The following is a 14,830-nucleotide window of genomic DNA, read 5'->3' as shown; positions in this document are numbered from 1 at the left end:
CAGCCCTTACTTCGCTGGAGCATCGATCGGTGTCTGCGAGTGAAACATCATCTTCCAGCCGTTGACGCGATGGACATAGCCGGTGCTGACCAGCGCCGCGTAGGGGTCGCCATTCTCTCGCGTTGCATGCGCCTCGTAGGTCAGCATGACAATGTCGCTGCCCGGTTCGATAATTCCCTTGAGGTCGATATCGAGATCGCGCCAACGGTTGGGCTTGGTCGCGGTCTTGGCCAGATCGGCGTTGTCCATCGCCTTCGCCATTTGCGGAAAGGCCACCAGGCACTCCGCATCGGCATTGGCCGCGAAGTACGCCTCATCGCCCGTCCAAAACCCTCTTTCGAGGTCCAGCAATTCCTTCTTGCTGGCTGTGATCCGCTTGCTGTCCGACATTGGCTGATCCTCCGCGTTGTACGGGGTCAAACGCGCGGTGATCGTGGCGGTTCCGAACGGATCAGTTTGTCGTAGCCGGTTCCGTGGGGTCCGATTCTGTCGCGTCCGGGGTGACCGCCGGCTTCGGCTTGGCTGAAGCGGGTTTGGTCGCGGCCGGCTTCGAAGCGTCGGCCTTGGCGGCATCGGGCGGCGGCACATCCGACTTCTGCTTGCATTCCTTCAGCCAGACGTCATAGACGGCATGTTCGACAGCATTGAGACCCGGGCTTTCGGCGAACATCCAGCCGGTGAAGATGCGCCGAATTTTGCGATCCAGCGTGATCTCATCGACCTCGACGAAGGAATCCGTCTTCGGCTCCTCGGTCTGCGGCCGCGAATAGCAAACGCGCGGCGTCACCTGCAAAGCGCCGAACTGGACCGTCTCGTCGATATAGACATCGAAGGTGATGATGCGGCCGGTGATCTTGTCGATGCCGGCGAACTCGGCGATCGCGTTGGTGATCCGATCCGATCCCGAGGGCGCCGCCGGCGCGGCCGCGGCGGGTGCAGCCGGTGTGGACGAAGCCGCAAAGGCGGCGGTGCTGACGGCGAGGCTGGCGGCTAGCGCAAGGCCGCCCGTCGATATCGGATTGAAAAAGCTCATATGGGGGTACCGGTGGTTCGCGTCCGGGTGATTCCGTCGATCGCCAAGGCTAGTCGCCGTTTTTCGATCAGCAAGCAGCTAAACACCAATTGTGGCGAGAAAGGACCGGCTTGCACTTTGCCGAACCCGAGGGCTTTTACGACCCGGGCGTCCAGGCGTCATAGTCACCCGTGACCTGCGGGCGATGCTGGTTGGTCAGCACCGAGCCCTTCGGGCGATAGGCCGCCGGTGTACCGGTCAGATTGGGCTGATGCGGCTTCTGCCAGTCGCGCGGCTTGTAGTCGTCGCTGGGCGGCGCGAGTTCGACGCGGTGATGGATCCAGCCGTGCCAGCCCGGCGGAATTGCCGAGGCTTCCGAATAGTTGCGGTAGATGACCCAGCGGCGCGTGCGGCCTTCCGAATCGATACCGCCTTCGTAATAGACATTGCCGACCTCATCCTGGCCGACCCTCTTGCCGTACCGCCAGGTGTGCAGGCGTGTTCCCAGCGTCTGGCTGTTCCACCAGGTGAAAAACTGCGTCAGGAAAGTCTTCATCTCAGAACCCTCGCGCGGGCGGCGCTGTTTCCTGCTTATGGCGTCAGGCCTTCGGGAAGGCAAGGGTTTTGCCGCAAGGAGCGCGCAAATGGCGCGCCAGGCATCCTACACAAGCCCACCAGCCCCGAGACGGCGGGATGCACACTTGCCAAGCCTTTCGGCTCTTTCTAAAGCTCAGCGCGCCCATGCGGATCCAATCCGGCGTGGACCGAGGGAGGTGACGATTGGCCACGGAACTGCCGACCACCGACATTCGCATCGGCGCCGAGCTGATTCGCCGCCGCAAGGGCGGCATCCCCCTGGTCTGCCTGACGGCCTACACCTATCCCGTCGCCCGCCTGCTCGATCCCCATGTCGACCTGCTTCTGGTCGGCGACAGCGTCGCCATGGTACTGCATGGCCATGAGACGACACTGGGCGCCTCGCTCGAAATGATGATCGCGCATGGCCAGGCCGTGATGCGCGGCTCTGCCAGGGCCTGCGTGGTGATCGACATGCCCGCGGGCAGCTACGAGGATTCGGCGGTGCAGGCCGTGGCCTCGGCACGGCGCATCGTTGAAGAGACCGGCTGCCAGGCGGTGAAGCTCGAAGGCGGTGTCGACATGGCGCGGCAAATCGCGGCGATCGTTGCCACCGGCATTCCGGTCATGGGTCATATCGGCCTGCTGCCGCAATCGGTGGAGAAGGAGGGCGGCTACAAGATCAAGGGCCGCACGGACGAGGCGATCGCGGCGCTCCTGGCAGACGCGCTCGCCGTCGAAAGTGCCGGCGCGTTCTCCGTGGTCATCGAAGGCACCATCGAGGCGGTCGCTGCCGACATCACACGCCGCATCGCCATTCCAACCATCGGCATTGGCGCCAGCCGCGACTGCGATGGCCAGATCCTGGTCATCGATGACATGGTTGGGCTGACCGTCGACCGTGTGCCGAAATTCGTCAAGGAATATGCCGATCTGCGCAGCGTGATCGCGCATGCCGCCGAACGCTACGCGGCGGAGGTGCGAGACCGGACATTCCCCGGCCCTGCCCATGTTTTTTCGGGCTCAACAGCCTTTTCGGGCACAAATGGCGGAGACGAGGCATGAGCCGGCCTGACGTCGTCGATAACGTCGCCGCGCTCAGGGCGCGGATTCAGGACTGGCGGCGCGATGGCCTGCGCGTCGCCATGGTGCCAACCATGGGCGCCTTGCATGAAGGGCATCTCTCCCTGATCAGGATCGCCAGGGAGAAAGCCCAGCGCAGCGTGGTGTCGATCTTCGTCAACCCGACGCAGTTCGCGCCGAGCGAGGATCTCGACAAGTACCCGCGCCAGCTTGCCCGCGACCTGGACATGCTGGCGACGGTCAAGGCCGATCTTGCCTTCACGCCGACGGTTGGCGCGATGTATCCCGCCGGCTTTGCCACCAAGATTTCGGTCGGCGGCCCAACCGCCGGGCTCGAATCGGACTTTCGGCCGACCTTTTTTGAAGGCGTCGCCACCGTGGTGGCCAAGCTTTTTCTGCAGGCAACGCCCGACTATGCGGTCTTTGGTGAGAAGGACTATCAGCAACTTTGCGTCGTCAGGCAGTTGTGCTGCGACCTTGACCTGCCCGTCGGGATCATCGGCGCCCCGACCATACGCGACGCGCATGGCCTCGCCATGTCGTCGCGCAACGCCTATCTCGGCGAGGCCGAACTCGCGGTCGCCCGCCAGCTCAACGCGATCCTGCGCAAGGCGGCAGCGGCAATGTCGACCGGCGCACCTCAAGATGACGCGACCGGTGAAGCCAGCCGCGCCCTGATCGCCGCCGGCTTCCAGAAGATCGACTATGTCGAAGCCCGCGAAAGCCTGACCCTGGCGCCCTGGCGCCGCGATCGCGCGGGGCGCCTGCTTGCCGCCGCCTGGCTCGGCAAGACGCGACTGATCGACAATGTGGACGTTCCCACCGCCTAAGTCAGCGGGTCACCGGAGCTTGCGCAGCCAGCCTGCACTGATGCCGGTTTTGTTCTCCCTCGGGCCCTGCCGGAGCTATTCCTCTGTCGGCATATGCAGGTACATCGACTGGATGCCGACCCGGCCCGGACCGGTGAAGCGATTGACGATGAAATTCACGTTGGCGCCGAAGAAGCCGCTCGACAGCCGGTCGATCTTGGTTTCCATCCTGACCGAGCTATCCTTGAACAGCCAGCCGCCCGGCTCGATGTCGATGGTCTCGCCAGCGGCAAGCGTCTTCTCGAAGACATTGCCGTAGCCGTGCAGCCAGACGATGCCGTCGCCGCTATCGCCGCGAAAACGGTCGATGAAGAAGCCGCTCTGGCCAAACAGCATCGTTGCAAGGCCACGTACACGCTCGAACGTGTAGTCGACGTTGCCGGTGGCGGCGAGGAACTGGTGTTCGCGCACCTGGATCTCCTCGCCACGCCTGAGATGGATCGGCACGATGTGGCCCGGTCCATCACGACTGAAGGCGATGATGCCTGCTCCCGACGCCTCGGTGACGAAAATCTGCATACCGGCCATCATGCGCTTCAGCGCCCCTTTCAGCGATTTCAGGCCGATGGTGATGGTGGAATTCTTCCACAACAGGATGTGGTGCTCGAAATAGACAGGCATTCGCGTCACATCGACCGAAAGCACGGGCACCAACTCACCCGCTATGTGATAGGTGACGCCACCAAAGGTTTCATCCGACACCTGGGTCGGCATCAATTCCGGCAAGCTTGGCATGATTCCCCCTCGCCGCCTTGCACGCCAGCCCATTCCGGCTTCCGCACGGTCAGCCGCGGCAGCTTGGTGTGTGACCATCAGGCCGTCAAACGAAAACCGGGCACGTGCCGTGCCGCTCGCGCGAAGGTGATCCGGATTGCCTTCGACGCGGCAATCACCCGATAAGAGGGCGTTGGTAGACGAGCGTCCCGGCGTGCCCGCCAACGTCGCCGGATCGTTGAAAACCGTTCGCTTCGTAGAAGGCGATGGCGCGTGAATTCTGCTCCTCCACCTCCAGACGGATGGCGTGGGCTTCAGGGAAGCTGTCGATGATCTCGTCGAGCAGCATACCGCCAATGCCCCGTCCCTGCAGGCTGGGAAGCACATAGAGCTGTTTCAGGACAACAAGCTTGCCGCCATCGACGCTTTCGGCAAAGGCCACGCCGCCAAGGCGCTTGCCGTCGCAGGCAACAACGAATTCGCTGACCGGCTTGGTCAGCCTCGTTTTCAGGGACGCGATCGAGTGCCACTCATCGGTCATTTCGGTGACCTTGGCGGCGCCGTATATGGCGTCGTAGGTCGCATGCCAGGTTTCAACCAGCAATGCCCTGATGGCTGCGAGGTCGCGATCGCCGGCAGTGCGGACGAACATGGTCTTACTCGATGCCGAGCTTGGCCTTGACGAGGTCGTTGACCGCCTGCGGATTGGCCTTGCCGCCGGTCGCCTTCATCACCTGGCCGACAAACCAGCCGGCCATGGTCGGCTTGGCGCGCGCCTGTTCGACCTTGTCGGGATTGGTCGCAATAACCTCGTCGACCGCCTTCTCGATGGCGCCGGTGTCGGTGACCTGCTTCAAGCCACGGCTCTCGACCAGCGCACGCGGATCGCCGCCTTCATTCCAGACGATCTCGAACAGGTCCTTGGCGATCTTGCCGGAGATGGTGCCATCCTTGATCAGGTCGATCACCGCGCCGAGCTGATCGGGCGAAACCGGAGCATTTTCAATGTCCTTGCCGGCCTTGTTCAGCTGTCCGAGCAGGTCGTTGATGACCCAGTTGGCGGCGAGCTTGCCATCGCGGCCGGCGGCCACCTTCTCGAAATAGTCGGCGACCGACTTTTCCGACACCAGGATCGAGGCGTCGTAGGTCGACAGACCCAGCGAGGAGATGAGCCGCGCCTTCTTGTCGTCGGGAAGTTCCGGCAGCCCTTTGGCCAAAGCCTCGACATAGGCCTGGTCGAATTCCAGCGGCAGAAGATCGGGATCGGGGAAATAGCGGTAATCGTGCGCTTCTTCCTTCGAGCGCATGGAGCGCGTTTCGCCCTTGACGGCATCATACAGCCGCGTTTCCTGGTCGATCTTGCCGCCATCCTCGAGGATAGCGATCTGGCGGCGCGCTTCATAATCGATGGCCTGGCCGATGAAGCGGATCGAGTTCATGTTCTTGATCTCGCAGCGGGTGCCGAACTCGCCACCGGGCCGGCGAACCGAGACGTTGACGTCGGCGCGCAGCGAGCCTTCATCCATGTTGCCGTCGCACGTACCGAGATAGCGCATGATGGTGCGCAGCTTGGTGACATAGGCTTTGGCCTCATCGCCGGAACGCAGGTCAGGCTTGGAGACGATCTCCATCAGCGCCACGCCGGAGCGGTTGAGGTCGACATAGGACATGGTTGGATGCTGGTCGTGCATCGACTTGCCCGCATCCTGTTCCAGATGCAGCCGTTCGATGCCGACCTCGATGTCCTCGAACTCGCCCTGCCGGTCCGGTCCGACCGAAACGATCACAGTGCCCTCGCCGACGATCGGCTGCTTGAACTGCGAGATCTGATAGCCCTGCGGCAGATCGGGATAAAAATAGTTCTTCCGGTCGAAAACCGACTTGTGGTTGATCTGCGCCTTCAGCCCGAGACCGGTACGGATCGCCTGCTTGACGCATTCTTCGTTGATGACGGGCAGCATGCCCGGCATTGCAGCATCGACCAGACTGACATTGGCATTGGGGGCCGCCCCGAATGCAGTCGAGGCGCCGGAGAACAATTTTGCTTCCGAGATGACCTGCGCATGCACTTCGAGACCAATGATGATTTCCCAATCGCCGGTGGCGCCCGGGATGAGGCGTTTTGCGTCGGGCGTGCGGGTATCGATGAGAGACATGGCGGCCTGCAAATTGGAACTGCTGAATATGCGCGAACGCATATTTTGGTGTGCAACTTCGCTAGTGCAAACCGCCAAAAGAGACAAGCGCAAAGCCGCAGGCTGGCCTTCTCAGCCGCTTTCGCTTATAGGACGCTCATCCCAATGGAGAGTGGATGTCCACTTACGCTCAGTCCCGGTAGGGCCCTGACCTCGTAGCCAGGCAGGGCAGAAAACCTAAAAACCCCGTGCCGCGAAGCTTTCGCGGCGGCGGCTTTTTTTGTTTTCCCGGAAAACTCTCACATGGATATTTCGCGCACTGAACAGCGCATCCTGCACCTGCTTGCGCAGGGCGGACGCATTGAAATCGAAAAGAACGAGAAGAAACGGATCGCCTCCGTCAAATGCCTGACCCGTGACGGCTGGCACTATCCGGGCGTCGATCTCGACCTGTTTCGAAAGCTGAAGCGGAAAAAGGCGGTTTCGTCGTCGGCTGGCGGTCCCTACCGCATCACGAGGCGCGGACTCGAACTCGTTCGTTCCGAACTCGACAACAGATAGGCTGTGGAGCCGCCGGTCGGGTCGCCGGCCGGCGGTTTCCTTTCCGCCGCTCAGGCGGTGGCGATATAGGCCCTGATTTCGTCGGCCTCGCGCTCGACATCCTCGATGCGGCGCTTGACCACGTCGCCGATGGAGACGATGCCGTCGAGCAGGCCGTCCTTTTCCACCGGCAGATGGCGGAAGCGGCCACGCGTCATGATCTCCATCACCTCGTTGACGGTGTGGTTCTCGTTGCAGATCTTCACCTTCGGCGTCATCGCCGAACGCACCGCTATATCGAGCGCGGCACCGCCTTCCTTGGCGACGACCCGCACGATGTCGCGCTCTGAGAGGATACCGACGATCTTACGGTCGCCATTGGTGATGACCAGCGCGCCGATCTTGTGTTCGGCCAGGATGCGGATGGCTTCGCTGAGCTTTTCGTTCGGCCCGAGCGTCAACACGTCGTGGCCTTTTCTTTCCAGAATTGCCTTAACCGTCATGGCGTCCTCCTCTGCTTCGCCCGCCGGTCCCCTGCCCAGACCGGCTTTCACGTAAGAGTGAACATCGTGCGCCGTGATCGGCCGCATTTCAAGTGCGGTGGTCGCTGGCCTCCCATTCGGGCGACTGCCATCGCCGGTCGAACCAGCGCAAGCCAAAGAAGCCGGCGACGAAGCCGCCAATATGGGCCTCCCAGGCGATCTGACCGTCCACTCCGGGGGCAAAGCCGAGAAGGCCGGTGGCGAGGTTGATGATCATCCAAACAGCGAGGAAGATCACTACGCCACGCAAACGCAGCACTATCGCGATCGGCAGCACGGGGCCGGCGAAGGCAGCCTTGCCGGTCGAGCGGTCGGTGCGGAAACCGAAACGCGCGGCAGCGCCCATCATGCCTGAAATGGCACCCGACGCACCAACCAGCGGCGCCTCGCCGTAGGGATGCATCGCCCAGAACAGAGCCACCGAAGCCAATCCTGTGAAGGCAAAAAACAGAGCGAACCAGAGCGCGCCCAGACGATTGGCAAGAGGCGAACCGAAGGCGGCGAGCCAGACCATGTTGATTGCGATATGGGCAAAGCCGCCATGCATGAAGGCGTATGTGAAGGGCCGGGTGAACAGGAACCAGTCGAAGCCGTATTGCCCGGTATAGAGGACTGGGATGAAAGCGAAGTTTGAAACGAATGCGTTGTCCTGCGCTGTGGTAAGCAGATAGTTTTCAATCAGGAAGACGGCCGCGCAAATGCCGATCACCGCCAGCACGATCGGCGGCAGGTTGAACACGGGTTCGCGCCGGGGTTCCGGCGTTGGGTCCGTGTGTTCGAGGTCCGAAGGGTTCACCGGTTCACTCATATGCGTCTGGTCCAAGGCTTCGATGCGCGAGCTTTAGAGCAAGGATGCCTGACTTGGAACAAGCCTGTTCTCGAAACAACCGACGCCGCAGGTGCTGCGATGAGTGAAAAGCACGCCCGGCGTTAACCGCGAATCACGGGGCGCGAATCAAAAAAGAAGCCGTCCAAGGTTTCCCTTGAACGGCCGGTCGAGTCCCCTGTTCCCCTGAAACTCTTGACTGAAGTGCTGCCGATCGTCGCGAAAACGACCGTTTTGGAGTGGTTTTGATGTGCCACAGGGCCTGCTCGCGCGCAACGTAAACCAGTTGTTAACCTTAACGGCCCCGACCCGTGAACAAGTGTTAACGACGCTGGCACGCTTCCTGCTCCGCAACGCATGTAGGTCATCGGAGGGCGCCCTTCTGTTCACCGATGGGACATCAGACGACAGAATGCGCGGAGCAGCATACCATGAACCAAAACGGATCGATCACGCTGTTCCATTATTGGAACCGCCTGCGTGACGGACGCCCTGCTCCGAAGCGCTCGGAGGTAGAACCGGCCGATATCAAGTCGCTGCTGGCCGACACGTTCATCCTGGAAAAAGACACGCGCGGGCAGCCCGTGTTCCGCCTGGCCGGCACCAGGCTCTGTGCCTGCTATGGCCGAGAGCTCAAGGGCTTTTCATTCCCGTCCCTGTGGCGCGAGAAGGATCAGCGCCTGATCTCACGGCTCATTCATGGGGTTTTCGATCAGAAATCGGTAGTACTGATCATCTTCGAGGGGTTCAGCCGCAACGGCCGCTCCAACAAGTTCGAATTGCTTGCCTTGCCGCTTGACGGTGGCGTCGAAAACCCGCGTTGCCTCGGCGTGATCAGCGCCGCGGAAAAGCCGTTCTGGCTCGGCGCCGACCCGATCACGGACGCGATGATCGATTCGATCCGCGTCATCGATCCGGAAAAAGAGCTGCTCAACAACCGCCCAGCGATCGACGTTCCCTCGCTTGTTCCTGCCGAACTCGAGGCGCCCGATACGATCTCGGCGCTTGGCCGCTCGCGCCGCATCCGCCACCTCGTCGTCTTCGACGGCGGGCGCGAGGAATAGTTGATGATCGCACAGTCCTGGAGGCTCGTTTTTTCCCTTTGTTAACCCGCTTTGTTGTACTTCTGTGATGAAGTCCTTCGCATCGACGCGCGGGAATGCCAAACGGGGTGTAGGCAGTCATGAGGTCAGCGGCGGTCGAATACGCGCCGTCCCAAGCTGAAAGGCGTAACTTTCAGCGCGTCCGGGTCAAGATATACGGGCGTTTCATGCTGGAAGACCGCACCGAGCATCCTTGCCAGGTTGTCGATATGTCGCCCGGCAATGTCGCTCTGCGCACCGATCGCATCGGCATGCCTGGCGAAAAAGTCATCGCCTATATCGACCATATCGGCCGCATCGAAGGCGTCGTCACACGCACGCTGCAGGACGGCTTCGCCATGACGGTGATCGCGTCCGACCGCAAGAAGGACAAGCTGGCGGCGCAACTGACCTGGCTTGCCAACAAGCACGAGCTCGACCTGCCGGAAGACCGCCGCCACGAGCGCGTCGCGCCGCGTAACCCGACCAGCGTGCTGCAACTCACCGATGGCCGCCAATACCAGTGCCGGATCATCGATTTGTCGCTGTCGGGCGCCGCGATCGAGATCGATGTCAAGCCGGCGATCGGCGTCCAGGTCATGCTCGGCACCATGCGCGGCCAGATTGTTCGCCATTTCGAGGATGGCGTCGCCATTGAATTCGCCGTCATCCAGCGCCCCGAAACGCTCGATTCCGAATTCAACACGCCGCGCGCCTGAGCCGTACGCACAGACAATCAAACCGGCCCTTCGCGGCCGGTTTTTGTTTCCTGAGACCTGCCACCGATAATCCATCCGGAAGCGATCGACGTCGCTTCGAATAGCCCGACGCTGCTACCGGCAGCGGTGGAAATGCCGCACCCCAGTAGGGCAGCCGCGGCAATTCAAACAATTCAATACTCAAATGATTCAAATTTTATGTTTATTCTACTGGCGTTTTACTTAAAGTCTGCTTCGCGCTTTTGCGTCAAATAAATCCAGCCGTGGCAATGTCTCCTTCGAACGGGGAGACTAAAAATGAAGAAAACGAGGGGCAAGCTGTTGCTGTTGGCAATGGCGATGCAGCTTTCCGCTTGGGGATCAGCATATGCCGCGGGACCGGCCTATATGCACACCGGCGGACGGACCACGCAGCCTGTTGGCCACTATGAATTCTGCCAGCGCATCCCTGGCGAATGCAACGAGAAGACGCCCAAGGGAGCGCCGGTCGACCTGACCCGCAAGCTGTGGGCGACGATCGTCAACATCAACAATTCCGTCAACACCCGCATCAAGCCGCGCACCGACATGGAGAACTACGGTGTCGAGGAGTACTGGGCCTATCCCGACAATGGCTTTGGCGACTGCGAGGACTACGCGCTGGAGAAGCGCCGCGAACTGATGGACGCAGGCGTGCCGGCAGGTGATCTGCTGATGACGGTTGCGCGCCAGCCGAATGGCGACGGCCATGCCGTGCTGACCGTGCGCACCAGCCTCGGCGAGTTCATCCTCGACAATCTGGAAACCAAGGTGCTGTCCTGGACGGACACCGATTACACCTATCTCAAGCGCCAATCGACGGAGAATTCAGGCGTTTGGGTGACGATCAACGACGGCCGCTCGGACGCGGTCGCCAGCGTCCGCTAGGGCGTAACGAGAAACCCGGTCGAGTCCCCACCCTCCCCGTCCCCAACGACCGGGTCAAAGGAGCCGGCCCTGTCCCCGGGCCGGCTCCGCCATTTCTGGCGGTGGATGCCAAAATTGATCCAACTTCGATGGCATGGCGTCCACATCGCGATATCTCTAGAAGATATCATCGGCGCAGGAGGTTTTATGCCCACCGAAGCTCGATCACCACGTCTTGCGGTCCTTATTGACGCTGACAACACCTCCGCCAAGATCGCCGACGGCTTGTTCGAGGAGATCGCGAAGATCGGCGAGGCAAGCGTGCGTCGTATATACGGCGACTTCTCCAATACTCGGTCCAAGGGCTGGGCGGACATATTGGCGAAGCACGCAATCATTCCGCAGCAACAGTTCGCCTATACCACCGGGAAGAACGCCTCCGATATCACGCTGGTGATCGATGCGATGGACTTGCTCCATAGCGGCCGCTTCGACGGTTTCTGTCTGGTTTCTTCCGACAGTGATTTCACACGGCTCGCCGCCCGTATACGTGAACAGGGCGTGGATGTGTTCGGCTTCGGCGAGCAGAAGACGCCGGAGAGCTTTCGGCAGGCTTGCCGCCGGTTCATCTACACGGAAAATCTTCTGCGCGGCCCGGCAAACATCCCAGACACAGCGCCCGCATCAAAGCCGCTTCGATCGTCCAGTGCCGCGATGCCCATACTCAAGAAAGTCATTGGCCAGATGGACAGCGAGGATGGCTGGGTGCTGCTCGGCACATTCGGAAAGCAGCTCTCGAACCTCTTCTCCGATTTTGACCCTCGCACGTATGGTTTCGGCAAACTGAGTGACCTGGTTAGGAGCACAGCCGAATTCGAAATTGAGGCCCCCAAAGGGGGAGCGATGCGGATCCGGATCAAGCCTGTGGCTGGTAAAAAGGGAAAAAACAAATCCGCTCAGCAATAGGCGCGTAGCGTACAGGGGGGTCGCCGTTGCCACGCTCGTCCGAACGTCCAACCCGCCCTTTCCACACGTAGCCGATCGAGGCACTATCAACCGTTGCTTTCGTCTCTCGGATCACTGCCATGCTGGAAATCCCGGAAGATCGGTGCGAGCGCCATCGTCTGTTCAAGGCGATCGACGAGGCCTTCAGGGCCGGTGACTTCGATGGTCTCGGCAAAGCCCTTGGTGGCTCGTCCCGTTGGTTCGACGAGTGCATGCCGTTTGAGCTCGGCCTCGGGCACCCGCTGGAATATGCGATCTATTGGAGCCCCGTCGGCTTCATCTCGGCCTTGCTCGATGCGGGCTCGGATCCGAATTATGGTGATCACGCTGGGTTTCCGGCAATCATAGCCGCACTGTCCACCGAGCGGTCAGACCGGCTGGAAATCGTCCAGCTGTTGATCGACGGTGGCGCCGATCCCGACATGCGCGGCGTGAACGACTGGACGCCGCTTCACTATTCGGTGGCCGTTCGTAGCGCCGACGCGATCCGTCTGCTTCTGGCGGCGGGCGCCGACCCGACGCTCGAAACCCGGATCGACGACTACAGGACAGCTGCCGAGGAAGCCGACATTACCGGCTTTGAAGCCGGCGCGTCCTTGCTGCGCGATGCAATGGCCGGGCGCGGCTCCAGCGGACAGTGACTTGGCTCGCGATTAGAACGGTCGGCGACAGGTATTGGCCAGGCTGGCCTCAAACCTCCTTCAGTCCCGCCTTGAAGCGCTTGCCATTGGCGACATAGTGCGCGGCCGAGCCGCGCAACCTTTTGACTGCCGCATCGTCCAGCACCCTGATCGCCTTGGCCGGCGAGCCGACGATCAGCGAATTGTCTGGAAATTCCTTACCCTCGGTGACCAGCGCGCCGGCGCCAACCAGCGAATTCCTGCCGATCCTGGCGCCGTTCAGCACGATGGCGCCCATGCCGATCAGGCTGTTGTCGCCGATCGTGCAGCCATGCAGCATGGCGCGGTGGCCGATCGTGCAGCCTTCGCCGACGGTCAGCGGGAAGCCGGGATCGGTGTGCATGACGGTATATTCCTGCACATTGGTATCGGCGCCGATGACAACAGGCTCGTTGTCGCCCCTGACAACGACGCCGAACCAGAAACCGGCATTGCGGCCAACGCTCACGTTGCCGATCAGCGTCGCATCGGGCGCGATCCAGTTTGAATCCGCATCCGCGAAGCTGGGCTCCGTTCCGTCGATCGCATAAAGCGGCATTGTCGGTCTCCGAATCGTCTCAGGCTGGAATGCCGGACCGTAGAGCAATTCCAGGAAAAGTGCGCAGCGGTTTTCCGTCCGGAATTGCGTGAAACGAATGGTTGGAGCGGCTCGGTTCCATCAAAAGCCGAGCCGCGACAAGGGACTGATCGTCCATGAGGCAATGGCAAGCACGACGATGCCGAGCGCCAGGGACCAGGCAATCGCGGTGCAGCCGCACGACAAGAGCGCTATGGTCGAAATGCGGTTTTCGCGCCGGGCGTCGAGCGCATCGTTGACCAGCATGAACGGCCCGGCGCCAGCGGTGACTGCCAGCGAGCGCAGCACATGCGAGGGCGACACGTAAGGCTCGGCGAAGGCGACCTTGCGGCCCGACACCAGTTCCATCGTCGAGCCCGTCAGCCCGCAAACCGTCAACCCGACGACAAAAGCGAACAGGAAGAGTTCCATCCCAGCCATCTTAACCTTCCATTTACCATGAAATCGCACAGTCGTTTCAGGAAGGCTGCAAGAGCCGTGCCGCTCGATGTGTGCCGCCGAGAGACACCGGCAATGGCGGACGGCGGTTGGATGAGGATCGAGATGAAGCAGGCAGCAATCGCCGACGGCCCCGAACTCACCGTGGTCGATTCCATGCTGATGAGGAGGGTCTTGCATGCGTTCGCCGCACTTGCCCTGCTGTCGGTAGCGATCAGCCTCGGCGGCAAATGGTTCGGCCATTCCATCGCGATGGCCGGATATACCGACGACACGACGGTGCGCCGGGTGGTGATCGGCAACAATGTGATTTCCGTGCCGGCCAATTTCATCCGCTTTGGCCAGGCCCGGCGCGACGGCATTGCCTCGCGTCTCGACCTTTATCTGCGCTATCCCCAGATGGACGGCTACAGCGAGGCCGCTCGCGACGATTTCAACCATTCGCAAGACAACAGGACCATCATCTTCCTGTCCTTCGAGCCGCAGATGATGTCGCGCGACATGAGCGGCCGGTTCGCGCCGATCTACAGCGCGCTGATCGTGCAACCCGGCATTCCGGGACCCGGCGGGACGACGGTCTACGGGTTCAACGAGAAATCAGGCTATTTGAAAGAGGTGCTGGTGGTCGGCAAGCGCCAGGGCAAGGACCCTTTCGTGGCCCGCTGCCTGAGCGGGCCGAGTGCCGGTCAATCGCTGGCGCCCTGCGAGCGAGACATCCATGTCGGCGACGATCTCAGCCTCACCTATCGTTTTCCCAAGGAATTCCTGGGCGATTGGCAAGCGCTCGACGCGGCGATGACGGCAGAGGCCGGGCGGATTCTGAAGCCCGGCCATTGACTGACAGATGCCGAGGCCGACCGCGCTCTGCGCGGCCGCCATCGGCTCGCGGCTCAGGCCAGATCGATGTCGAGGATCGCCATCGAGAAATTGTAGTCGCCGTCATCCTCGTCCTTGAAAACGATGCCGAGGAACTCGTCACCGACATACACTTCGGCCGAATCTTCCTTGCGCGGCCGTGCCTTGACCTCAAGCTTAGGGTTCTGGAAGACGCGCTTGAAATAGGCGTCCAGCTTTCTGATTTCGTCCGGCTTCAACAGTCTTCTCCGATCATCGGGCTTGCTGGTTTGAACGGCGCTTCTGGCACGTC

Annotated in this window: 20 protein-coding genes; 9 read left to right on the top strand and 11 right to left on the bottom strand. The window is 61.4% G+C overall.

The window, feature by feature from the left end; all coding sequences use genetic code 11:
* Positions 1–6: 6 nt before the first annotated feature.
* The 3 genes from A3AU_RS0104470 to A3AU_RS0104460 all read right to left on the bottom strand — a co-directional run bounded on the left by A3AU_RS0104470 (position 7) and on the right by A3AU_RS0104460 (position 1,568).
* Entirely contained in the window at positions 7–390 is a 384-nt protein-coding gene (locus tag A3AU_RS0104470; RefSeq protein WP_032916791.1) for a hypothetical protein, read from the bottom strand.
* A gap of 61 nt (positions 391–451) precedes the next feature.
* The gene (locus A3AU_RS0104465) at positions 452–1,033 is read right to left on the bottom strand and encodes a DUF2155 domain-containing protein (RefSeq protein WP_027051728.1); all 582 of its coding nucleotides are present in this window, start codon (positions 1,031–1,033) and stop codon (positions 452–454) included.
* 136 nt (positions 1,034–1,169) lie between these two features.
* Entirely contained in the window at positions 1,170–1,568 is a 399-nt protein-coding gene (locus tag A3AU_RS0104460) for an NADH:ubiquinone oxidoreductase subunit NDUFA12 (protein ID WP_027051727.1), read from the bottom strand.
* Between the two features lie 224 nt (positions 1,569–1,792).
* On the opposite strand from A3AU_RS0104460, the gene panB reads away from it, so the two are divergent.
* Positions 1,793–2,653 carry a 3-methyl-2-oxobutanoate hydroxymethyltransferase gene (panB, locus tag A3AU_RS0104455; RefSeq protein WP_027051726.1) on the top strand — a complete coding sequence of 287 codons (861 nt, stop codon included), beginning with the start codon at positions 1,793–1,795 and terminating at the stop codon, positions 2,651–2,653.
* Complete coding sequence (gene panC, locus A3AU_RS0104450) at positions 2,650–3,501, top strand: pantoate--beta-alanine ligase (RefSeq protein ID WP_027051725.1); 852 nt, start codon at positions 2,650–2,652, stop codon at positions 3,499–3,501. The genes panB and panC overlap by 4 nt, the downstream gene beginning before the upstream one ends.
* Before the next feature lie 75 nt (positions 3,502–3,576).
* Here panC and A3AU_RS0104445 read toward each other — a convergent pair whose 3' ends face one another.
* The 3 genes from A3AU_RS0104445 to gatB form a co-directional block, all read right to left on the bottom strand.
* Positions 3,577–4,275 (bottom strand): AIM24 family protein, encoded by a 699-nt coding sequence (locus A3AU_RS0104445; RefSeq protein ID WP_027051724.1) that lies wholly within the window; start codon positions 4,273–4,275, stop codon positions 3,577–3,579.
* Between the two features lie 154 nt (positions 4,276–4,429).
* Positions 4,430–4,906, bottom strand: coding sequence for a GNAT family N-acetyltransferase (locus A3AU_RS0104440; protein ID WP_027051723.1), 477 nt, complete (start codon positions 4,904–4,906; stop codon positions 4,430–4,432).
* A gap of 4 nt (positions 4,907–4,910) precedes the next feature.
* The gene (gatB, locus tag A3AU_RS0104435; protein WP_027051722.1) at positions 4,911–6,410 is read right to left on the bottom strand and encodes an Asp-tRNA(Asn)/Glu-tRNA(Gln) amidotransferase subunit GatB; all 1,500 of its coding nucleotides are present in this window, start codon (positions 6,408–6,410) and stop codon (positions 4,911–4,913) included.
* Between the two features lie 282 nt (positions 6,411–6,692).
* On the opposite strand from gatB, the gene A3AU_RS0104430 reads away from it, so the two are divergent.
* A complete protein-coding gene (locus A3AU_RS0104430) occupies positions 6,693–6,950 on the top strand; it encodes a YjhX family toxin (protein ID WP_027051721.1) in 258 nt (85 codons plus the stop codon).
* Positions 6,951–7,000: 50 nt separating this feature from the next.
* Here A3AU_RS0104430 and A3AU_RS0104425 read toward each other — a convergent pair whose 3' ends face one another.
* The gene (locus A3AU_RS0104425; protein ID WP_027051720.1) at positions 7,001–7,432 is read right to left on the bottom strand and encodes a CBS domain-containing protein; all 432 of its coding nucleotides are present in this window, start codon (positions 7,430–7,432) and stop codon (positions 7,001–7,003) included.
* A gap of 88 nt (positions 7,433–7,520) precedes the next feature.
* A complete protein-coding gene (locus A3AU_RS0104420; RefSeq protein ID WP_027051719.1) occupies positions 7,521–8,279 on the bottom strand; it encodes a rhomboid family intramembrane serine protease in 759 nt (252 codons plus the stop codon).
* Positions 8,280–8,728: 449 nt separating this feature from the next.
* Between A3AU_RS0104420 and A3AU_RS0104415 the strand changes: the two genes are divergently transcribed.
* The 5 genes from A3AU_RS0104415 to A3AU_RS0104395 all read left to right on the top strand — a co-directional run bounded on the left by A3AU_RS0104415 (position 8,729) and on the right by A3AU_RS0104395 (position 12,629).
* Entirely contained in the window at positions 8,729–9,361 is a 633-nt protein-coding gene (locus A3AU_RS0104415; RefSeq protein ID WP_027051718.1) for a PAS domain-containing protein, read from the top strand.
* A gap of 119 nt (positions 9,362–9,480) precedes the next feature.
* On the top strand, positions 9,481–10,098 hold the full coding sequence (locus A3AU_RS0104410; RefSeq protein ID WP_027051717.1) for a PilZ domain-containing protein: 618 nt from the start codon (positions 9,481–9,483) through the stop codon (positions 10,096–10,098).
* A 297-nt stretch (positions 10,099–10,395) separates the two neighbouring features.
* Positions 10,396–11,004 (top strand): transglutaminase-like cysteine peptidase, encoded by a 609-nt coding sequence (locus A3AU_RS0104405; RefSeq protein ID WP_027051716.1) that lies wholly within the window; start codon positions 10,396–10,398, stop codon positions 11,002–11,004.
* 186 nt (positions 11,005–11,190) lie between these two features.
* Entirely contained in the window at positions 11,191–11,949 is a 759-nt protein-coding gene (locus tag A3AU_RS01000000134915; RefSeq protein WP_032916790.1) for an NYN domain-containing protein, read from the top strand.
* 119 nt (positions 11,950–12,068) lie between these two features.
* Complete coding sequence (locus tag A3AU_RS0104395) at positions 12,069–12,629, top strand: ankyrin repeat domain-containing protein (protein ID WP_027051715.1); 561 nt, start codon at positions 12,069–12,071, stop codon at positions 12,627–12,629.
* Positions 12,630–12,678: 49 nt separating this feature from the next.
* On the opposite strand, the gene A3AU_RS0104390 is transcribed toward A3AU_RS0104395, so the two are convergent.
* Both A3AU_RS0104390 and A3AU_RS0104385 read right to left on the bottom strand, forming a co-directional pair.
* Complete coding sequence (locus A3AU_RS0104390; protein ID WP_027051714.1) at positions 12,679–13,206, bottom strand: gamma carbonic anhydrase family protein; 528 nt, start codon at positions 13,204–13,206, stop codon at positions 12,679–12,681.
* A 120-nt stretch (positions 13,207–13,326) separates the two neighbouring features.
* Entirely contained in the window at positions 13,327–13,665 is a 339-nt protein-coding gene (locus A3AU_RS0104385; RefSeq protein WP_027051713.1) for a DUF6949 family protein, read from the bottom strand.
* A 123-nt stretch (positions 13,666–13,788) separates the two neighbouring features.
* Between A3AU_RS0104385 and A3AU_RS0104380 the strand changes: the two genes are divergently transcribed.
* A complete protein-coding gene (locus A3AU_RS0104380) occupies positions 13,789–14,520 on the top strand; it encodes a hypothetical protein (protein ID WP_027051712.1) in 732 nt (243 codons plus the stop codon).
* Between the two features lie 53 nt (positions 14,521–14,573).
* Here A3AU_RS0104380 and A3AU_RS0104375 read toward each other — a convergent pair whose 3' ends face one another.
* Positions 14,574–14,777, bottom strand: a complete 204-nt coding sequence (locus A3AU_RS0104375) for a DUF3126 family protein (protein ID WP_006200852.1) — start codon at positions 14,775–14,777, stop codon at positions 14,574–14,576.
* Positions 14,778–14,830 lie beyond the last annotated feature (53 nt).

It is taken from the genome of Mesorhizobium erdmanii USDA 3471 (assembly GCF_000472705.1).
Classification (GTDB): Bacteria; Pseudomonadota; Alphaproteobacteria; order Rhizobiales; family Rhizobiaceae; genus Mesorhizobium; species Mesorhizobium erdmanii.
This window is presented reverse-complemented; position numbering and strand designations above follow the sequence as displayed.